The 21,090-nt window shown below is 32.1% G+C and carries 14 protein-coding genes and 1 pseudogene; 8 read left to right on the forward strand and 7 right to left on the reverse strand.

Annotated elements, in window-relative coordinates:
* Nucleotides 1-31: 31 nt before the first annotated feature.
* Entirely contained in the window at nt 32-1,324 is a 1,293-nt protein-coding gene (locus ACFSSB_RS09560) for a metallophosphoesterase (RefSeq protein WP_379903572.1), read from the reverse strand.
* Between the two features lie 207 nt (nt 1,325-1,531).
* Here ACFSSB_RS09560 and ACFSSB_RS09565 point away from each other — a divergent pair, with 207 nt between their 5' ends.
* Nucleotides 1,532-3,196 carry an MFS transporter gene (locus tag ACFSSB_RS09565; RefSeq protein WP_379905675.1) on the forward strand — a complete coding sequence of 555 codons (1,665 nt, stop codon included), beginning with the start codon at nt 1,532-1,534 and terminating at the stop codon, nt 3,194-3,196.
* 132 nt (nt 3,197-3,328) lie between these two features.
* On the forward strand, nt 3,329-5,494 hold the full coding sequence (locus ACFSSB_RS09570) for a T9SS type A sorting domain-containing protein (RefSeq protein ID WP_379903574.1): 2,166 nt from the start codon (nt 3,329-3,331) through the stop codon (nt 5,492-5,494).
* A gap of 66 nt (nt 5,495-5,560) precedes the next feature.
* On the opposite strand, the gene ACFSSB_RS09575 is transcribed toward ACFSSB_RS09570, so the two are convergent.
* Complete coding sequence (locus ACFSSB_RS09575; RefSeq protein ID WP_379903576.1) at nt 5,561-6,970, reverse strand: aldehyde dehydrogenase family protein; 1,410 nt, start codon at nt 6,968-6,970, stop codon at nt 5,561-5,563.
* Between the two features lie 494 nt (nt 6,971-7,464).
* On the opposite strand from ACFSSB_RS09575, the gene polA reads away from it, so the two are divergent.
* The 5 genes from polA (at nt 7,465) to ACFSSB_RS09600 (ending at nt 14,845) form a co-directional block, all read left to right on the forward strand.
* Complete coding sequence (polA, locus tag ACFSSB_RS09580; RefSeq protein ID WP_379903578.1) at nt 7,465-10,317, forward strand: DNA polymerase I; 2,853 nt, start codon at nt 7,465-7,467, stop codon at nt 10,315-10,317.
* A gap of 63 nt (nt 10,318-10,380) precedes the next feature.
* Nucleotides 10,381-11,271: a DNA adenine methylase gene (locus ACFSSB_RS09585; RefSeq protein WP_379903580.1), complete on the forward strand. Its 891-nt coding sequence runs from the start codon at nt 10,381-10,383 to the stop codon at nt 11,269-11,271.
* A gap of 9 nt (nt 11,272-11,280) precedes the next feature.
* Nucleotides 11,281-13,629: a DGQHR domain-containing protein gene (locus ACFSSB_RS09590; protein ID WP_379903582.1), complete on the forward strand. Its 2,349-nt coding sequence runs from the start codon at nt 11,281-11,283 to the stop codon at nt 13,627-13,629.
* The gene (locus tag ACFSSB_RS09595; RefSeq protein WP_379903584.1) at nt 13,626-14,540 is read left to right on the forward strand and encodes a type II restriction endonuclease; all 915 of its coding nucleotides are present in this window, start codon (nt 13,626-13,628) and stop codon (nt 14,538-14,540) included. Before ACFSSB_RS09590 ends, ACFSSB_RS09595 begins: the two co-directional genes overlap by 4 nt.
* Before the next feature lie 53 nt (nt 14,541-14,593).
* Entirely contained in the window at nt 14,594-14,845 is a 252-nt protein-coding gene (locus tag ACFSSB_RS09600) for a hypothetical protein (protein ID WP_379903586.1), read from the forward strand.
* Nucleotides 14,846-15,068: 223 nt separating this feature from the next.
* Here the strand turns inward: ACFSSB_RS09600 and ACFSSB_RS09605 are convergent, their stop codons facing one another.
* The 3 genes from ACFSSB_RS09605 to ACFSSB_RS09615 are packed head-to-tail and all read right to left on the reverse strand — an operon-like array spanning nt 15,069 to nt 16,352.
* Nucleotides 15,069-15,587 (reverse strand): hypothetical protein, encoded by a 519-nt coding sequence (locus ACFSSB_RS09605; protein WP_379903588.1) that lies wholly within the window; start codon nt 15,585-15,587, stop codon nt 15,069-15,071.
* 1 nt (nt 15,588) lies between these two features.
* Nucleotides 15,589-16,128 carry a hypothetical protein gene (locus ACFSSB_RS09610; RefSeq protein ID WP_379903590.1) on the reverse strand — a complete coding sequence of 180 codons (540 nt, stop codon included), beginning with the start codon at nt 16,126-16,128 and terminating at the stop codon, nt 15,589-15,591.
* Nucleotides 16,125-16,352, reverse strand: coding sequence for a helix-turn-helix domain-containing protein (locus ACFSSB_RS09615; protein ID WP_379903592.1), 228 nt, complete (start codon nt 16,350-16,352; stop codon nt 16,125-16,127). The genes ACFSSB_RS09610 and ACFSSB_RS09615 overlap by 4 nt, the downstream gene beginning before the upstream one ends.
* Before the next feature lie 75 nt (nt 16,353-16,427).
* Between ACFSSB_RS09615 and ACFSSB_RS09620 the strand changes: the two are divergent.
* Nucleotides 16,428-17,222: pseudogene (locus ACFSSB_RS09620) on the forward strand (DNA-methyltransferase); the annotation flags it as partial.
* A gap of 484 nt (nt 17,223-17,706) precedes the next feature.
* Here the strand turns inward: ACFSSB_RS09620 and ACFSSB_RS09625 are convergent.
* Both ACFSSB_RS09625 and ACFSSB_RS09630 read right to left on the reverse strand, forming a co-directional pair.
* On the reverse strand, nt 17,707-19,665 hold the full coding sequence (locus ACFSSB_RS09625) for a YgiQ family radical SAM protein (RefSeq protein WP_379903594.1): 1,959 nt from the start codon (nt 19,663-19,665) through the stop codon (nt 17,707-17,709).
* Nucleotides 19,666-19,834: 169 nt separating this feature from the next.
* Nucleotides 19,835-21,004 carry a lipase family protein gene (locus ACFSSB_RS09630; RefSeq protein ID WP_379903596.1) on the reverse strand — a complete coding sequence of 390 codons (1,170 nt, stop codon included), beginning with the start codon at nt 21,002-21,004 and terminating at the stop codon, nt 19,835-19,837.
* Nucleotides 21,005-21,090 lie beyond the last annotated feature (86 nt).

The raw sequence follows: 21,090 nt of genomic DNA on the forward strand, positions 1-21,090 counted from the left end.
TTTTATTATAAAGTATAGCATTAATTGCTAATTATGCAGTAGCTGTACCTCTTTTAAGCTCTATAACTGTAATTTCTGGCCATATACCAACACGTCCTGGAAAAGCTAAAAAACCAAAACCTCTATTAATATACAAATACTGCTCTGCCTCTTTATATAAACCTGCCCATTTTGGATAACGGTATTTTACAGGACTCCATTTAAAATTAAAAAAAGGAATCTCTATACCAAACTGCATTCCATGCGTATGTCCTGCTAAGGTTAAATGTATCTTCTTTTCAAAATCTACAATATTGGTTTCGTCAAGTACTTTATCTAAATGATTTCTATCGGTTGTATTCACTTCCATTTCTTTAAAATCAAAGTGAGAAGGATCATGAGATAGTAAGATATTAAATCCATTATCTGCTACATTTTTACTTGCCTCTTTTAAGCTTCCGCGTTTAGGAAAATGTCTAGAAGCTCCCCAATTTTCAACACCAAGAATATTAATTTTCTCTCCATTCTTTTCAATGGTTCTGCTGTCATTCAGTAATAAATCAAAGCCAATTTGTTCGTGTATTTTTCCTAGTTTTTTGTGATTATCTAGAATTTCTTCTTCAGAATTGTATGCATAATACCCATAATCATGGTTTCCTAAAACAGAATACATACCATCTTTTGCTTCTAATTTTTTAAAAGTATCTACCCAAGGATGCATTTCTTCTGCTACAGCATTTACCAAATCACCTGTAAATAAAATAGTATCACTTTGCTGCTCATTAATTAAATTAACAGCATATTCTATTTTCTCTTTGTTGTCAAAACTACCAGAATGTATATCACTAATTTGGGTAATTTTATACCCATCAAAAGCTTCTGGTAAATCATCAAAAACAATCTGTTGTTTAATAACCTTAAAATTATATTTCCCTTTAATTACGCCATATACAAAACCAGCAAAAGGTATTGCTGCAACACCCAAGGCTAATTGGCTAATAAATTTTCTACGTGAAGGAATTGCTTCTTTAAAACTTGTGTCTTGTTGAAAATAATGAATAAACGTTTGAAAAAACCTCACAATATCTTCCATAAAAAGAAAAGCAAACACAAATAGTTTTGGCACTACAACAGTTAAAAGCAAAGCAATGGCATAGCCAGTGTTTAAACTAAACCTACTCCCTTTACCAACCAAACTCATTTGGTAAAAAAATACGACACAAACCAATGCAAACAACACCCAAAAACCTACAAGAATAATTTTGTTTTTGGTTAAGGTGCGTAAAGCTGAAAACGTATAAAGTTCTAGTATAATTACTAGAATGACAGGAATAATAAATCGCATGTTTTATTTTTAATTAGTACAAAGATAAATCATCTAACAAAGAAACTTACTTAATAACCTGTTAATAAACTACCAACAAAACAATGCTTAGGATTTAGGCACACACCAAACAGTTGTTTTTTAACAACACAAAAAATATAGATATAATGAAAACTTGAAAAGTAAAACATATTTTAATTACTTTTAGCCAACTAACCAATGAAACACATGAACAATCAAAACAACAAGTCGGCTTTAACCACCTTAGTTACGGTATTTTTTTTCTGGGGTTTTATAGCTGCCTCTAATGGTGTCTTTATTCCTTTTTGTAAAACGTATTTTAACATAGACCAATTTCAATCGCAATTGGTAGATTTTGCTTTTTATGGTGCCTATTATTTAGGGGCTTTATTTTTATTTGTTTTGTCTAGTTCTATAAAAAAGGACATCTTAAATTCTTGGGGTTACAAAAACGGTATTATTTATGGCTTACTGCTTTCTGCCATTGGTGCATTTGCTATGTATCCTGCAACTATGGGAGCAGAACAAGGCCAAACACAAATATTCTACTTTGTTTTAATTGCTCTTTTTATTGTTGGTTTAGGTTTTTCGCTACAGCAAACAGCTGCAAACCCTTTTACTATTGCTCTTGGTGATCCTGCAACAGGATCGCACAGGCTTAATTTGGCTGGAGGAATCAACTCTTTTGGTACTACCATTGGCCCAATTGTGGTTGCTTTTATCATCTTTGGTTCTGCGCCCTTATCTGGTGAAGAATTAACTACTATGATTAAAAACAATGAAATAAAACTAACCACCATTCAAGCATTATATATTGGTGTTGGTTTGTTGTTTTTGGTTGCTGCTGCTTTATTTCATTTTTCAAAAAAACTGCCTGCTTTAAAGTCGGAAACCGCTTTTGAACCTGCCAACAAAGCAAAAAACACGCTTCTTATTTTAACCGTAATTATTATTGCCTGTTTTGGATATATTTTTAGTACCTATACTAGCGGAGAAACTTCTACAGAAGCCTTAGAACACCAAAGACTATCCTTACTAATAATTGCATTATTTGCTGTTGTTGGAAGTCTTATTTTTGCATATACACGTTCTTCTAAAAAAGCCGATGGTTGGGGAGCAATGAAATACCCACAACTTGTTTTGGGTATGCTTGCTATTTTTACTTACGTAGGTGTAGAAGTTACTATTGGTAGTAATTTAGGCGAATTACTAAAAAAAGCAGTAAACGGAACCAACCTAAATGCATTAGGTTTACAAATATTAAACGACGGACAATTAGCACCATACATTTCTCTATATTGGGGAGGATTAATGGTAGGTCGTTGGGTAGGTGCTATCACTGTTTTTAACCCAAGTAAAGGGTTAAAAAAAATACTATTAGTAGTCGTACCATATATTGCTTTTGGTGTTATACTATTAGTAAATTTTGGCAAATACTCTTTAGATCAGTTTTTATTTTTTGCTATCTGTATTGCCGTACAAATAATTGGTTTCTTTATTGCCAAAGACAATCCTGTAAAAACCCTTAAATTATTTAGCCTGTTTGGTATTATTGCCATGTTAATAGGTTTATTCTCTTCAGGAAACATTGCATTATTTGCATTCTTATCTGGAGGTTTGTTTTGTTCTATTATGTGGCCATGCATTTTTACACTAAGTATTGCTGGACTTGGCAAATACACCTCTCAAGGTTCTGCTTTTTTAATTATGATGATTCTTGGTGGCGCTATTATTCCGCCACTACAAGGTAAATTAGCAGATGTTTTTAATATTCAATCTTCGTACTGGATGGCAGTATTATGCTTTGTGTATTTACTGTTTTATGCCTTTAGAACAAAAACAGTTTTAGACAAACAAGGCGTAAACTATTAATACTATAAAAGTTTAAAAATCGATACAAACAAACCATTTATACATAAAACAACACCAACTATACAATAAGAAAGCAAGCGTTTATTTTTTAAAGCTAATTACCTTATATTTAATGCTTTAAAAATAAAAACCATGAAAAAACGCTACTTTTTTATTCTAACACTATTATTATCTACGTTTACTTTTTCACAACCAGCAAATGATGATTGTACAAACGCAACAAGCATAACAGTATCTAATACCTCAACAAATTACACTTTTGATATTAATACAGCGGTATTAAATAATGAAACCATTTGCTCAAGCACGGAAGATTTTGCGGATGTTTGGTTTCAATTTACCATGCCATATGATGGTAACGTATTTGTAAATGGTTTTTTATCTTGGAATAATTTTGCCCTGTATACAACCTGTGGTGGAGCAGAAATAGATTGCGGAGAAAGCAGTAACCTTTTTGCAAACCTTAGCTCCGGAACCACCTATTTTCTTCAAGTATACAGACCATCAGCAACAGCATCTAACGCAAACTACCAAAGTTTTGACATTCAATCTTTTCCTGCAGCAACTAATGATGAATGCGCGACTTCAGAAAACATTACGGTTTCCACCTCAGCATCTACCATAGATTTTGAAATTGGAGGAGCAACTATAAACAACGAAATTGGTTGTTCTGGAGATGCATCAAATTACGTAGATATTTGGTACGATTTCACCATGCCTGTTAACGGAAACCTTTTTGTAAACGGAACATTAAGTTGGAATAACTTTGGTTTATATGACGCTTGTGGTGGCACACTAATACAATGCGACTACACAAATAGTTATTTTAATGAGCTAACCGCTGGCACAACCTATAAACTGCGTTTGTTTAGAACAGAAGCACTTGCAGATAATGCATATACCAGTTTTACTATTCAAGCTTTTGAAAGTGTTAGTAATGATGATTGTGCTTCCGCAGAAAATATAAGCGTTACCACTACAGAATCTACCGTTAATTTTGAAATTGGTGGCGCTACAATTACCAACGAAGAAGGTTGCCCAGGAACCACAGAAGATTATCTAGATATTTGGTACCACTTTACCATGCCTGTTAACGGAAACCTTTATGTAAGCGGCTCATTAAGTTGGAATAATTTTGGTTTATATGATGCTTGTAATGGCACACTAATACAATGTGGAAACACCAACGAACTATTCACCGATTTAACAGCAGGAAACGACTACAAACTTCGTGTTTTTAGAACCATAACTACTGCGCACCAAAGCAACTATAAATCATTTACTGTTCAAGCCTTTGAAAGTGTTAGTAATGATGATTGCGCTTCCGCGGAAAACATAAACGTTACCACAACAGAATCTACCATTGATTTTGAAATTGGTGGCGCTACAATTAATAATGAAACTGGTTGTACAGCAACCACAGACGACTACGCAGATATTTGGTATGCTTTTACCATGCCTGTAAACGGAAACCTGTATGTAAACGGAACTTTAAGTTGGAATAATTTTGGTTTATATGATGCTTGTAATGGCACACTAATACAATGTGGAAACACCAACGAACTATTCACTGATTTAACAGCAGGAAGCAACTACAAGCTTCGCGTTTTTAGAACTGTAGAATTAGCAGATAATAGCAACTATAAATCCTTTAGCATTCAAGCTTTTGAAATTATAAACAATGACGATTGCGCTTCTGCAGAAAACATAACGGATACCAATACACCAACAACAGTAAACTTTGGTATAGCAGGTGCTACTATTAATAATGAAATAGGATGTTCTGGAACTTCAGTAGAAGATTATGCAGATGTTTGGTATGCATTTACCATGCCAATTGATGGCTATATTGTTATTGACGGAACACTAAGTTGGAATAATTTTGCACTATACGATGCATGTAATGGTAACGAGCTTGGTTGCTTTTCTGACGAAGGTACTATTGCTGGTTTAACCAACGGAACCACCTACAAACTTCGTGTATTTAGAACACTAGCTCTAGCTGATGACGAACTATATAAGAGTTTTACCATTCATAGTACAGAAACATTAAGTAGTAACAATACTTCTTTAGAAAACAGTATTGGTGTGTATCCAAATCCTGCAGACACCATGCTACAAATCACTAACACAGAAAATCATAGCATTACATCTGTTACCTTATTTAATATTCTAGGAAAAAGCGTACTTAGCACAACATCTAAAACAATAGATATTAGTACGTATCCTATAGGCATCTACCTGATTAAAATCACCACAGAAAAAGGAGCAGTCACTAAAAAAATTGTCATTCAATAAAAAAAACAAAGGTGCTATTAGTCGAAAAAGAGGAAGTTAGGTAAAACTAAGATTCCTCTTTTTTATTTAAAACCACTTTATGGTTGCATCTACGAATTTCTGTTTTAAATGGGTATAAGGAGGAAACAAAAACTCGATAGAACCCTTAGTGTGTTGTTTTAATACCGAACGCATATTTGAAAATTCTTGAAAACCAAAAACACCATGCGCTTTACCAATTCCACTATTATTTGTTCCTCCAAATGGTAGGTTATGATTGGTATATTGCAATACGTTATTATTAATAGCTGTGCTGCCAGCTCTGGTATTTTTTATAATGGTATTGGTATTCTTTTTACTTTTAGAATATACATATAACGCTAAAGGTTTTTCCTTAGAATTAATATAACCAATAGCTTCCACAATGGTTTTATAGGTTTTTATAGGAAGAATAGGTCCGAAAATTTCATCTTGTAAAAGCGAAGCATTTTCTGCAACATTAGAAATTACAGTTGGCTCTATAAAATTATCTTCAGAAGCCGTTTTACCTCCAATTTCAACAGTTGCATTTTTAGAGATAGCATCTTCTAAATGTGCTACTAATCGTTTAAAATGTTTTGTATTTACTACACGAGAAAGCGAATGTGAAGCCGAAGCATCTGTTGTAAAAAATGCTTTTAATTGCGCTCTTAACACTGCAACAAACTCCTCTTTTACTTCCTCTTGTATTAATATATAATCTGGCGCAATACAGGTTTGTCCGCTATTTAAAAACTTTCCCCAAGCAATTTTTCTAGCTGCTGCTTTTAGGTTTGCTGTTTCGTCAATTATGGTTGGCGACTTTCCGCCAAGTTCTAAGGTTACCGAAGTTAAATGCTTAGCAGCTGCTTGCATTACTATTTTCCCTACTTGAGGAGATCCTGTAAAAAAGATGTGATTAAAAGGAAGTTTTAATAATTCTTGTGATACTTCTACCTCTCCTTCTACCAAAGCAATTTCATTTTCATTAAACAAATTCGCAACCATTTCTGCCATTACCTTAGAAGTATTTGGCGTCATTTCACTAGGTTTAATAATTACTGTATTTCCTGCTGCTATTGCAGAAACTAATGGTCCGAAGGTTAGATTTACAGGGAAATTCCAAGGTGAAATAAGCAAACAAACTCCTTTTGGTTCATACACATACCAAGAAGAAGAACCTGTTAAAGCCAATGGCGTATCCACTTTTTGGCGTTTCATCCAAGATTTTAAATGGCGTATTGCAAATTTTATTTCGCCAATAACAGGATAGATTTCGGTTAAGTCGGTTTCGGTAAAAGGCTTTTTAAAATCATCAAATAAGGCCTGACGTATTTTATCTTTATAGGTAAATTCTACTGCTTTTTTTAAAGCAATTAATTTGGCAATTCTTTCTTTATACGTTGTATTTCCAATAGCAAACCTATTTGCTTTTTGAGCAATAAATAAATCTGCGTATGTATTATTTAAATCATTCATTATTAAAACCTTTTTTTAATCTTTTTGAAATACTATAAAAATGAAAACACCTTCTTTTATGCGCCTTGTAAAGCTACAATATAGTTTCTAATTTTAGCTTCCACCTCTAACCTTTTACCAAAGTTATATTGCTATTCTATATGCATATTTAAAATATACTAATTGGTTTTTTAAAGATACGCTTTACTATTTTAAAATAAAGTCTTGTATTTTTTAATCACCAGGAAATATTTACTAAAAAACACACATGAACTATCCATACACTATCCATACACTATCCATGGAGTATCCATGAAGTATCCATGAAGTATCTATGGAGTAAGTTTGTTGTTTCTTTTTGGTTTTAACCACTAATCCTAAAACAGCATCCTAATATTAAAAAAGCTTTAAGAATCTGGTGTTTTAAGTTTGAAAAAAATCAAGGTGTAGTTCTCAAAAAACATATAGGTCTAATAACTTTTTCGTAGTTTTGAATTCCTTACAAAACAAACAAAATGTCAGAACAAAAACGCCTATTTCTTGTAGATGCTTACGCTTTAATTTTTAGAGGTTACTATGCCTTTATAAAAAACCCACGAATTAACTCTAAAGGCGAAGACACGTCTGCTATTATGGGTTTTATGAATTCGTTATTAGACGTAATAAAACGAGAAAGACCAGACCATTTAGCAGTATGTTTTGACAAAGGCGGAAGTGCAGATCGCGTAGAGATGTTTGAAGCTTACAAAGCCAATAGAGATGAAACTCCTGAAGGCATAAAAACAGCTGTTCCGTATATATATGAAATTTTAAAAGCCATGCATATTCCTATTATGGTTAAAGAAGGTTATGAAGCCGATGATGTAATAGGAACCTTAGCAAAAAAGGCAGAAAAAGAAGGTTACAAAACCTTTATGGTAACACCAGATAAAGATTTTGCGCAATTGGTAAGCGAGAACATTTTTATGTATCGTCCTGTTTTTGGTGGTGGTTATGAAACTTGGGGAATACCAGAAGTGCAGAAGAAATTTGAAGTTACAGACCCTTTACAAGTTATTGATTACTTAGGGATGATGGGAGATGCAAGTGATAATATTCCTGGTCTTCCTGGTGTTGGAGAAAAAACAGCAAAGAAATTTTTAGCTGCTTACGGAAGCATGGAAAACCTTTTTGCCAATACACATGAACTAAAGGGTAAAATGAAAGAAAAGGTAGAAGCTAACCAAGAATTAGGCTTACTTTCTAAACAACTAGCTACTATTATGCTAGATGTTCCTGTAGAGTTTGATGCTAAAGATTTTGAAATGTCTGAACCAGATATTCCGAAGGTTACCGAAATTTTTCAAGAATTAGAATTTAGAAGGCTAATAGATAATTTTATAAAAACTTTTTCTACCGAAACACCAACGGTTACTCCTACCAAAACAGCTTCCGTTACCACCGAAACAAAAGCAACACCAAAGGAAGCAGAAAATGCTGGAGCTGGGCAATTCTCTTTATTTGGAGGAGACCCAAATTCCGCGGAAGCGAGCACAGAAACCAATGCCTTTGTACGTAAAACTGCCGAAAGCACTTCGCATTTTTACCAAAGTGTAGCGCCAGGAATGGCAACCAAATTGTTTATAAAAAACTTAATGAATCAAAGCAGCGTGTGTTTTGATACCGAAACCACAGGCTTGAATCCGTTAACAGCAGAGCTAGTAGGTATTTCATTTTCATGGGAAGTAGGCAAAGGATTCTATATACCTTTTCCTGAAGAAAAAGAGGAAGCACAAGCCATCATTGAAGAATTACGATGCTTTTTTGAAGCAGAAAATATTCAGAAAATTGGTCAGAATTTAAAATACGATATTAAAGTATTGGCCAAATATAAGGTGCAAGTAAAAGGACCTTTGTTTGATACCATGTTAGCGCATTACTTGATTAATCCAGATATGCGACATAATATGGATGTGTTGGCAGAAACCTACCTGAATTACACACCTATTTCTATTACCGAATTGCTAGGTAAAAAAGGAAAAAATCAATTATCCCTGCGTGATGTTCCGTTAGAAAAACAAACGGAATATGCTGTTGAAGATGCAGACATTACACTACAGTTAAAAGAACATTTTGAAAAAGAGCTAGGCGAAGCCAATACCCAAAAACTGTTTGATGCTATTGAAGTGCCTTTATTACGTGTTTTGGCTGCTATGGAATTAGAAGGTATTAATCTGGATGTTGCCTTTTTAAATTCGCTTTCAGAAGACTTAAATAATGACATTAAAAGCTTAGAAGCTAAAATATATGAGGTTGCTGGTGAAGAGTTTAATATTGCCTCACCAAAGCAATTAGGAATTATACTATTTGAAAAACTAAAACTGGTAGATAAGCCTAAAAAGACCAAAACAGGACAGTATAAAACTGGAGAAGATATTTTATCTGCTTTGGCCAAAGAACACGAGATTATTAGAAATATTTTAGAGTATCGTGGTTTAACAAAATTAAAAAGCACTTATGTAGATGCTTTACCATTACAGGTAGATGCCGTTACTGGTCGTGTGCATACCGATTATATGCAAACCGTTGCTGCTACAGGAAGACTGAGTAGTAACAACCCGAATTTACAGAATATTCCTATTCGTACCGAACGTGGTAGACAAGTACGTAAGGCATTTATACCAAGAAGCGAAGAGTACACGCTTTTAGCTGCCGATTATAGTCAAATAGAACTTCGTATTATTGCTGCTTTAAGTAAAGAGGAAACCATGATTGAAGCTTTTAAAAACGGCGAAGATATTCATGCTTCTACAGCTTCTAAAGTATTTGGTGTGCCTATTGAAGAAGTCACAAGAGAGCAACGTAGTAATGCCAAAACAGTGAATTTCGGGATTATTTATGGTGTATCTGCATTCGGACTAAGTAACCAAACCGATTTATCACGTGGTGAAGCCAAAGAGCTTATAGACACCTATTATGAAACCTACCCAAAACTAAAACAATACATGAGTACACAGGTAGATTTTGCTCGTGATCATGGTTATGTAAAAACGGTTTTAGATAGAAGACGTTACCTAAAAGATATTCACTCTAGAAACGCCATGGTACGTAGTGCTGCAGAGCGTAATGCAGTAAATGCACCAATACAAGGTAGTGCGGCAGATATTATTAAAATTGCCATGATTAATATTTATAACAAACTAGAGGCTGGTAACTACAAAACCAAAATGCTACTGCAAGTGCATGATGAATTGGTTTTTGATGTGTATAAACCAGAACTAGAAGAAATGACAAAGCTTATTAAAACCGAAATGGAAAATGCCTTTACACTAGATGTACCATTGGATGTGGAAGTAGATACTGGACTGAATTGGTTGGAGGCGCATTAAACCACTCATTATTTAAAACTAAAAAACTATAAGTGTATTTTTACACATAACCATATAACAAGTATGTCAACTAAAGCTGCAAAACCATTTTTAAAATGGGCTGGAGGAAAAACTCAATTAATTGATGAAATTAAAAATCAATTACCAGAAAACATTATAGATAGACCTTTTACATTCATAGAACCTTTTGTAGGAAGTGGAGCTATCCTTTTTTGGATGTTAGAACAATTTCCAAATATGCAAAACGCAATAATTAACGACATTAATAAAGACCTAACAGACTGCTATTTAACCATTAAAAACGATGTCACTAATCTTATAGAACTACTATACGAATGGCAAGAAGAATACTATCAAATATCTGAGATAGAAGCAGACAAAAAAGAATATTATTACGAAAAAAGAAGTCTTTTTAATTCAAGAACCCAAGAACAAACAACCCATAGTGCACTTTTTATATTTTTAAACAGAACCTGCTTTAATGGTTTATTTAGAGTGAATAAAAAAAATGAATTTAATGTACCTATCGGAAGTTATAAAAAACCATTAATTTGTAACGAAGAAAACTTATTAGCAGTTTCTGAAGTTTTACAAAGAGTAGAAATACTAAATGGAGATTATACCGAAACTTTAAATCATGCAACCAACAATACTTTTTTCTATTTCGACCCTCCTTACAAACCATTAAGTAATACATCTAGTTTTAACTCGTATGCTAAAGATGATTTTAATGATGAAGAACAAATACGTTTAAGAGATTTTTGTATAGAATTAAACAACCAAAACCATCAATGGATTTTAAGCAACTCGGATGTTAAAGGAAAAAATCCTGACGATAACTTTTTTGACGATCTTTATGCTGATTTTAATATATACAGAGTGGATGCTAGAAGAAGCATAAACGCTAATGCTAAAAAAAGGGGTAAATTAAAAGAGCTATTAATCACTAATTAAAAAACAAATATGAATGAAAAACAGAAGACTCAAATTCTAGGTAAATTAATTTCTGATAACCAATTAAATACTGAGAGAAGAAAAAGAAAAAACATTTACGAATTTGAAACAATACCTGTTAAAGATGATGAGCATAGGGAGTCTGTAAAAAAAGAATATGAAGAAAAAGGATGGGTATTTGATAGAGATTATAGTAAGTCTATTAAAATGAAAACACTGAAAAGTCACGATTTAACTTTTGAAAACAAAGTTTGGGTGATGATTTCAAATTTAGGTTTTGATTTCCTTAATCAAGATAGAAGTTTTGTACTTCCTTACGACGATGATAATACACAACAAATAGATGTTTTTGCAAAGGATAATGAATGTGCAATTTATGTAGAATGTAAATCTTCAAAAGAAAGAAAAAGAGGTAATTTCAAACAGTTACTAGAAAGTTGGGAAACAAAAAAAAGAGGGATTGAAAATTCAATTAACAAACTATTTTCACCGACAAAATTGAAAAAGAAGTTTATCCTAGCGACTGAAAATCAAACGATTTCTGATGTTGATTTAGAAAGATTAGAAGCTCTAGGTGGTATTCATTTTGATGAAGAAACTATTGACTATTATCTAGACATGTTTAAAGAACTAGGGTCTGCTGCTAAGTACCAGTTTTTGGGGTCATTATTTGCGGGTACTACAATTCCAGAACTAAAAAACAAGATTCCAGCCATTACCGGTAAAATGGGTGGACATTTATATTATTCATTTTCTATAGAGCCAGAAAAGTTGTTAAAAATTGGTTATGTCTTACATAGAAATAAGGCGAATAACAATATGATGCCAACGTATCAAAGAGTTATAAAAAAAAGTAGGCTAAGATCGGTTTCAGAATTTATTGAAAATGAAGAGAGCCCTGGGTTTTTTCCTAATTCAATAATAATTAATATTGAAACAAAAAGAAAATTAAAATGGGAGCCGGCTAATACCCAAGTGGAGGATGCTATTTCAAATATTGGAGTATTATATTTACCTAAAGAATATAAAAGCGCATACATAATAGATGGTCAACATAGGCTATATGGTTATGCATCATCTAAATATAAATCAACAAACTCAATTCCTGTTGTTGCTTTTGTTAACCTTAGTAAAACAGAACAGGTTGATTTATTTATGCAAATAAATGAAAATCAAAAAGCGGTACCAAAAACCTTAAGAGATACTCTTAATGCAGACTTAAAATGGAGTTCAAAAAATTTAAAAGAACAAATGCAAGCTATTTGTTCAAGAATTGCAATTTCTTTAGGTGAAGATAAAGATTCACCTTTTTTTAATTATATCTCTATTGGTGAGGACAAAAGGATTTTAACAACTACCGCATTTGGTATTGGTATAAAAAAAACTAAGTTTCTAGGGAAGGTTTCTAAAACTGAAATAGAAGAAACAGGTATTTTTTATAAAGGAGATTTGGATGTAGCTTTCTTTCTTATGAAAAGATATCTGAAAGACTGCTTTCAATATCTTTATGAAAATCTTGAATTTGATTTTTTAAAGGGTAAGGATAGTTTCCTTTTTGTTAACAAAGGTATTACCTCAACAATTATGCTTTTGAGTGATATACTTTTAACTATAGAAAGTAAACAATCGCTATTAATGAATAAAACGAATCTATTAACAATTATAGATTCATCAAAACATTATTTAGACGGTCTTATCGATTTTGTCGTAAACATAGATACTCCAAATAAAGAAAAGTTAATGAGAGAGAAAGGTGCAGGAGCTCCTGTCATCTATTGGCGTCAATTCCAACTTGCAGTTAGAGATAAAAACCCTCACTTTAGTCCAGAAGGGTTAGATGATTATATCAAAAGACAAGAAAGGCAATTAAATAATAAAACATACAATTACATTAAAGATATTGAGATTTTCTTAAAAGAGGACTTTAAAAAAGAATTAATTGAGAAACTAACAGATGAGTGGGCATGGAAAAAAGGTGTTCCAGAAAAAGTTCAAGATAGAGCTGAAGAATTAATGCGTAAAAAGAATAGAGAAAGGTCTAAAGAGGAGGAAACAACAGAATGGGATAATCTAAACTTAATTCATTATGAACAAATTGCTTCGCAAAATTGGTCTAGAATAAATCCAGACACTGGTAAAAGGGAGAAGTTTATGGAAATAAACTATACGCTACCTGGTACTGAAAAAAGCAACAAAAAAGAACAATTAGCTTGGTTTAATAAAATTAATCTTATAAGAAATATAGTTTCACACGTCTCTGGTGATCAAATTACAGATGAACAATTTGAACTTGTTGAAAAAATTCATAAATGGTTAGTGAAAAAAGAAATTAGAAACAGTTTACAGGAAAATTTATGAAAAAACTAACCAATCTATTAGATTTTAATTCAGACGATGAATTATTTGACTATATCATATCAACCTTAAAACTAAAAGGAATCACCCAATGGGATTACTTTGTGAAATGGGAAAAAGTTCATAATAATATTGAACCACACGAAGTTGAATTGAATATTTTAAATGTTCTAATTGGTAAAGAAAATATTAAGGAAGAACTAACTAAATTAATACTTCAATATCCAAAGGTTGTAAATGTAATACCAATTCTATTAGCTATTAGATTTAAAACCAAAAAGGAACAAAAAATAAACATAGTTTCTGACCTTAAAACATTTCAATACGACCATTTTGATTTATCTATAAAAGCACCTAATCAACAGGAAGCAGAAAGCATATCCACTTTTTTTATGGGTTGCGGTTTAGGTGATTTAATAAAAGATAAAAGAGTAAAAAATTTAGTAGATTATGCTACAGGTGTAGAAGTTGGCCTAGATAGTAATGGAAGAAAAAACAGAGGAGGCCATCAAATGGAGAATGCTGTTGAGTTTTACATTAATGAAGTTTGTCAAGAACTGAATTTATCATACTTAAAAGAAGCCAATGCAACAGCCATTAAGAGTGCTTGGGGTATTGAATTAGCGGTAGATAAATCTTCTCGTAGATTAGATTATGTTATCAATAATAATGGTAAACTTTACTTTTTTGAAGTTAATTTCTATAATAGCGGTGGTTCTAAACTAAAATCTACAGCTACAGAATATGTAAATATGAATCAATATTGGAATGCACAAAATATTGAGTTTATTTGGATAACAGATGGAGCAGGTTGGTTAAGTGCTGTTCTACCATTAAGAGAGTACTTTGACAAAGCAGAATACTTGCTAAACCTAGAAATGCTGAAAAACGGGATTCTTAAGAAACTTATATAAAAAAGTTAGAATAAAAATTAGCTAAAGCTATAAATTTACAATACAAACAAATTATGGCATGCAAAAAAGAACATTCAGAAACTGATGTTATTGTAAGCGATTTACCAATAGACCAAGGTGGTGCAGGTCGTCATAAATGTGCCGCGTACGCATATGAAATTGGCTATCAACATGGTTTAGAAAGAAGTGAAAACATAAATTTAGGTGACACACTTGATAGTTTAGTCGAAAGTCAAAAAGGACAAAGAAGACACAAAAGTCCTCATGCAGCATATGCTTTAGGCTATTTAAATGGTGTTAGATAAAGTTATAAATAGTACTTAATCCTATTTTAAATCTAAACATAAATCCATTGTAGCTCCTTATAGGAACACAATGGATTTCTTTTAAATGCTGACAGTTTTTTATTAAAAAAGGAGATTTCAGCTAAAAAATAATCTCTTTTTGATTCAAAAATATTAAAGTTAAAACCAAAGAGATTAAGATTTCAAATATGACGTTTGAATTACATAATGATACATCTAAAAACTAAAGACCTAATTCACTTAGAGGTAAATCAACAATAAAATACTTACAACCTACACTTTCAATATAATCAAATACATCTTGAAATACAGGCTGATCAAACCAATCATTCAACACGTAATAATACTCTACTTCAAAATCTAGCCCATCAAAAAGTTTGATATACTGTTTTTTCTTAAAATCACATGTTTGCAATTTCTCTGCTACTGAACCACTGCCAGCTTGATATTTCTTTTCTATTATATATATTGTATTCCCTACAAGTAACGCGCCATCAGGTAATAGCTTCGCAGATATCCTATTTCTATAATCAATTCCTTTAGGTTCTAATAATTTCTTATACAAACCGTGTTTTTCAAAATATCTTGCAATTACTTCACCATCTTTATACACCTTATCATTATTTAAGACATAGTCAGGATGTGCAATTATAGCATCTCTTAAATCTGCTCTAGCTTCAAATTTAAGCCCATTAAGATTTGTTCTTGAACCTCCGCCTACAGTATTTGGTATTCTTGGCATATTATATGTTTTTAATTGCGTTATAAAACATAGCTCGACCAGAATAATTCCAATAGGTTACATCTTGCTCTTCAAAAAGCCATTTTATACATTCTAATAATAATTCGCTAGAATGTCCTGTTATAAATGCAAGATGCATATTTATAGGATTTTTACAGTTATAAATCAATTCAACTTGAGTAATAAATGAATTATATAAAGTAGTGTTTTCCGTTTTTTTATTTCTTAAATCTGCTAAAATATTCTCGTGAGTTGGCCTTGTACTTGCTCTTTTAGCGCTTCCTTTTTTATTTAGTAAGCCAGCATTAAAATTAGTATTCTCAACATTTAGAGTAAAATCGAAACCATTATTAAAATTTGCTGGACGACTTAAGTAAACTTTATTACCATTAGGTAAAACTCTAACAACATATTTGTATCTTGATGTGTTAGCTCCTTTTCCTGTTCCTGGATTTTCTTCTAAAAAAATAGTAATAATTTCTTTTCTAAATTCTTCTCTGTTTTGACTGAAATTCACTTCAGTTAAATCAACTTCAATCATATTTTATTTGTATTAATGAATAGTTCTTCGATTTTAACATCAAAAGCTAAAGCCATTCTTGCAATATTTTTCAAAGAGATATTGCGTTCTGCTCTTTCAATCATTCCTATATAAGTCCTATGAAAACCTGATTTAAAAGCAAGCTCTTCCTGACTCCAACCTTTTTCGTCTCGCAATTGTCTAATTTTATTACCGAATTCAACTAAAACATCATTTTTATTCATAGCTCAAATATCAACTTTAACACACAATAAGTCTACAGACAATACGTATCAAAATAAATCTCTCTATATTTGCATATGCTTAAACCATACTATAAATCCAAAGACAAAAAATTTTATCTTCTAAAAGGAGACACAATGGATTTGTTACCAAAAATCGACCATAAATTTGATATGGTTTTTGCAGATCCTCCGTATTTTTTATCTAATAATGGTTTATCTATACAAAGTGGTAAAATTGTTTCTGTAAACAAGGGTAAATGGGATAAATCGTATGGAACTGAATATATAAATGAATTTAACAGGCAATGGTTATCTAAAGTTAGAGACAATTTAAAAGATGATGGCACTATATGGATTAGTGGTACTATGCACAATATTTTTAGTGTTGGCCAAATATTAACCGAATTAGGCTATAAAATATTAAATATAATTACATGGCAAAAGTCTAATCCTCCACCAAATTTTTCTTGTCGTTTTTTCACACATTCAACAGAGCAAATTATTTGGGCTAGAAAACATGAAAAAGTACCTCATTACTTTAATTATGAGTTAATGAAACAGCTTAATGGTAATAAGCAAATGAAAGATGTTTGGAAATTACCTGCAATTGCTCCTTGGGAAAAAAGCTGCAAAAAACACCCAACACAAAAACCGTTATCTGTTTTAACTCGTTTAATTTTAGCTTCTACAAAGCCTAATGCTTGGATATTAGATCCTTTTTCTGGTAGCAGTACAACTGGAATTGCTGCTAACTTAGCAAATAGACGTTTTTTAGGAATTGATAAAGAAAAAGAATACTTAGACATCAGTAAAAAAAGAAAACTAGAAATTGAAAACGAACAAACTGCTGAGTTATACCGTAAAAAAATAAGGGGCTTTACTACAAAAAAAGAGTATTCAAATTATTTAACTAAAGAACCACAGCCACAAATTAAAGTAGCTTTAGGATTTTGCAGAAAAAAAGATATTTCAAAATTAATTAAAAGTAATAAATTCTACTTCCACGCAATCGAACAAGGAAATGTTATTCAGGATTTCCCTTTAGGTATTACAGAAGCAAAATATCTATATACCTATCAAGGAGGTAGAAGTAATCCTTTGATATTTACAGGTCATTATGGTAAAATAAAAAACATTAAGCTAAAGCATAAATCTAAAATTGAAGGTAAAGAAAATTCAAAAACAGAGTATTATTATGAAATAATTATTGATGGTAAAATAATATTTAATGATAAATTAATTCAAAAGTTTAATCCTAAATCAATATTCGATAAAAACGATACAAGAAACATTAACCTATTGAAAAAATATCTACCCTCTATAACTTCATTAAATAAAGTTATAAGTAAGTAACCTACCTCCTCTTCTTCTTATTCTTTCCTTTATACTTTACCTTATTTTTACGTTGATTAAAAGGCACAGCATCATTAAAGGTATTTTTAGCTTCTCCTTTCGGTTTGTTTTTACGCCATTTTTCGGTTTTAGCAGGAAGTAACACATCTAATAAATCTTGACGACCCACTTTGTTCAAGGTCTTTTTAATCCACGCTTTATTTTCGTCTTTATACCAGAAGAAAAAACGATGTTGCTCTTCTTTTTCTTTTCTAGTTTTTGGCGTATTTACTTTTTTAAGTGTATAAGGATGATACCCACTATAATATATTACCGTAGCCACTGTCATTGGTGTTGGCGTAAAGCCTTGTACTTGCTCTAACTGAAAGCCCATATCTTTGGTTTCTGCAGCTAGGTTAGCCATATCTTCTACTTCGCAAGCAGGATGATTAGAAATAAAATAAGGAATTAGCTGAAGCTTCAACCCTTTCTTAATATTAATCTTATCAAAACGTTCTTTAAACTTATGAAAGTAACTAAAAGACGGCTTACGCATGAGTTTTAAAACCGGATCACTAGTGTGTTCTGGTGCTACTTTTAGTCTACCAGAAACGTGTTTGGTCATTACCTCTTCGGTATAAGCATCTAACTCTTTAGGATCTGCATTTTTATTAAATTCTGGCACTAACATATCGTGACGAATACCAGAACCTATAAACGATTTTTTTACTTTCGGGTGACTATCTACTGCTTGGTATAACTCGGTCAACGGTTTGTGCGACGTATCTAAATTACTACAAATTACTGGCGAAATACAACTAGGTGCCACACACTTGTCACAAATAGATTGCACCTTCCCTTTCATTTGATACATGTTGGCACTTGGTCCTCCAATATCTGATAAATACCCTTTAAAGTCAGGCATATTTGCTACAGTATCTACTTCTTTTAAAATAGACTCCTGGCTTCTTGAAGCAATAAATTTTCCTTGATGTGCTGAAATGGTACAAAAGCTACAACCACCAAAGCATCCTCTGTGAATGTTGATAGAAAACTTAATCATTTCAAAGGCAGGAATTGGTCCTCGCTTATTGTATTTTGGGTGTGGTAATCTGGTGTAAGGCAAATCGAAAGAAGCATCAATCTCTGCTTCTGTCATGGTTGGATAAGGCGGATTGATCATTAAGGTCTTATCGCCTATTTTTTGAAAAATACGTCTTGCTGCTAATTTATTAGACTCTTGCTCAATAACTTTAAAGTTAGAAGCGTATTTTTTCTTATCCTTCAAACAAACTTCATGCGATGCAATTTCTACATCTTGCCAATTGCTGTTTTTAGGAATTTTATCCCCTTCGTTTAAAAGTACAGCGGTTTGATTTACGGTATTTATACTACTAAAAGGAACTCCTTTTTCTAGCAAACGCACTACTTCACGCAAGGGTTGCTCACCCATACCATAAACCAACATATCTGCTTTAGAAGTTTCTAAAATAGAAGGTAATAATTTATCGCTCCAATAATCATAATGCGTAACACGACGTAAAGAAGCTTCAATACCACCAATTAAAACAGGTACATCCGGCCATTTTTCTTTTAAAATTTTAGAATAAACGGTTGTTGCATAATCCGGACGAAAACCAATATCACCATTTGGTGTATAGGCATCTTTATCACGTCTTTTTTTATTGGCGTTATAATTGCTAATCATAGGATCCATACAACCACCTGTTACTCCAAAAAATAATTTTGGTGCACCAAGCTTTACAAAATCCTGAAGATTATCGTTTACATTAGGTTGCGGAACAATAGCTACACGCAAGCCAAAACTTTCTAACATACGACCTATTACTGCAGGACCAAATGTTGGATGATCTACATAAGCATCTCCACTAAAAAGTATAACGTCTAGCTCTTGCCAACCGCGTATTTTAACCTCTTTGTTTGTGGTAGGTAACCAATCGGATAGTTTTAATTCTTGCATATTGCTGCAAAAATAGTTAAAAAAACTCTCTTATCTATTATTATAAAAGGGTTTAGCATTTATTTATAAGTTTAAAAACACTTAAAACCACCAGTAAAGCTGCAGCAAACAGCAGAATATATTATACTTTTTTAAAGGAAAAAAGACTGAATTTAAAGGAAATACAAGATTACAAATCACTGTGTAAATACGTTGTTTCTAAACCATTATATGCTTTAGTATTCCATTTTTTAAGCACAGCTACATAGTAGTTATATGGCTTATGCTGAAAAAACTTGCTTTCTTTTTTATACCATTTTCCGTTACTATCTTGTTTTAAATCTTGCTTTTCTTTTTCTGTTAACTCTGTAATATCTACTGCTATTTTTGGGTAAGTAAAAGCAGGTATTTCTACAGGTGTTCCTATAGGATAGTAATTGATATCTGCTACAAAGTCTGGCATTTCAATTTTTCCGAATTTTAAACCTAGAATTTTATTTATTAAGGTATTGCTTCCTTTTACATAACCCGTTAAGCCTCTTTCAAACAAACGCACAAAAGCATCTTTACCTAGATTTTTTGCTTTAAATTCTTTGTTTCCGAAAAGCCATCCGCCTATTTTTTCTTTGGTAATTAGTGTATCTTCTTCATAATTAAGTGGCATTTTAGGCACAGGATCTTCTGGGTTTATAATTGAAAAACTAGTTCCTTGCATACTAAATCGCGTATTATATTCTTCAGCAAACTCCTTATTACCACACATGGGTTGCGCATAAGCATAGGTTTTATAATTATTTTTATTTGACAAAATTGTTTTGGGTACATTTTCTAAATAAGCCCTTGTTAAACTTGCCAAAGCACCACCTTGGCTGTGTCCTGTGATGATTATATTATAAATTCCCTTTGCGTTTAAGGCTTTTATTTGTGTTATCATTTCATTAGAAAGCATAACTACTGTTAATCCGTATCCTGCATGAACAGATGCTTTATCGTTATTTGCAAATATATAATCGTGTGCTTCTTCCTCTATAACGATGGTTCCCTTTGCAGGAATCATAGCAGAGTAAAAGTTTTCTACCCAACTAATCATTTTATCTGTTGAGCCTCTGTAATTAATAATTGCTGTAGTAGCACTAGTATACACTTCAAACTTATTATCCATACCAAAAACATCTGAAGCATAGTGTTTATTATAATGGGCAGGAATAATGTTTTTGTTGCTGCCAAATTGTTTTATAAAATTAAAACTATTACACATGGCTATGGTTGAAGTGGCTTCGTTTGCGTTAAAACCTGGCTTTAATTGTGCAAAAGCACCTAGAGAACTACTTAAAAATAGAATAACAAATACTACTCGCATAAACATATAACTAATGGTTAAAATAAATATTGTGTAGTTGGTTCATTACAAAACAATTCCGAAACCCAAACAACAAAATATTAATT

It is taken from the genome of Lacinutrix gracilariae (genome assembly GCF_042684485.1).
Lineage (GTDB): Bacteria > Bacteroidota > Bacteroidia > Flavobacteriales > Flavobacteriaceae > Oceanihabitans > Oceanihabitans gracilariae.

Bases quoted from the DNA above. Each gene is read 5' to 3' on its own strand.
- ACFSSB_RS09560 (WP_379903572.1), bottom strand. From the start codon at position 1,324: ATGCGATTTATTATTCCTGTCATTCTAGTAATTATACTAGAACTTTAT.
- ACFSSB_RS09565 (WP_379905675.1), top strand. From the start codon at position 1,532: ATGAACAATCAAAACAACAAGTCGGCTTTAACCACCTTAGTTACGGTA.
- ACFSSB_RS09570 (WP_379903574.1), top strand. From the start codon at position 3,329: ATGAAAAAACGCTACTTTTTTATTCTAACACTATTATTATCTACGTTT.
- ACFSSB_RS09575 (WP_379903576.1), bottom strand. From the start codon at position 6,970: ATGAATGATTTAAATAATACATACGCAGATTTATTTATTGCTCAAAAA.
- polA (WP_379903578.1), top strand. From the start codon at position 7,465: ATGTCAGAACAAAAACGCCTATTTCTTGTAGATGCTTACGCTTTAATT.
- ACFSSB_RS09585 (WP_379903580.1), top strand. From the start codon at position 10,381: ATGTCAACTAAAGCTGCAAAACCATTTTTAAAATGGGCTGGAGGAAAA.
- ACFSSB_RS09590 (WP_379903582.1), top strand. From the start codon at position 11,281: ATGAATGAAAAACAGAAGACTCAAATTCTAGGTAAATTAATTTCTGAT.
- ACFSSB_RS09595 (WP_379903584.1), top strand. From the start codon at position 13,626: ATGAAAAAACTAACCAATCTATTAGATTTTAATTCAGACGATGAATTA.
- ACFSSB_RS09600 (WP_379903586.1), top strand. From the start codon at position 14,594: ATGGCATGCAAAAAAGAACATTCAGAAACTGATGTTATTGTAAGCGAT.
- ACFSSB_RS09605 (WP_379903588.1), bottom strand. From the start codon at position 15,587: ATGCCAAGAATACCAAATACTGTAGGCGGAGGTTCAAGAACAAATCTT.
- ACFSSB_RS09610 (WP_379903590.1), bottom strand. From the start codon at position 16,128: ATGATTGAAGTTGATTTAACTGAAGTGAATTTCAGTCAAAACAGAGAA.
- ACFSSB_RS09615 (WP_379903592.1), bottom strand. From the start codon at position 16,352: ATGAATAAAAATGATGTTTTAGTTGAATTCGGTAATAAAATTAGACAA.
- ACFSSB_RS09625 (WP_379903594.1), bottom strand. From the start codon at position 19,665: ATGCAAGAATTAAAACTATCCGATTGGTTACCTACCACAAACAAAGAG.
- ACFSSB_RS09630 (WP_379903596.1), bottom strand. From the start codon at position 21,004: ATGCGAGTAGTATTTGTTATTCTATTTTTAAGTAGTTCTCTAGGTGCT.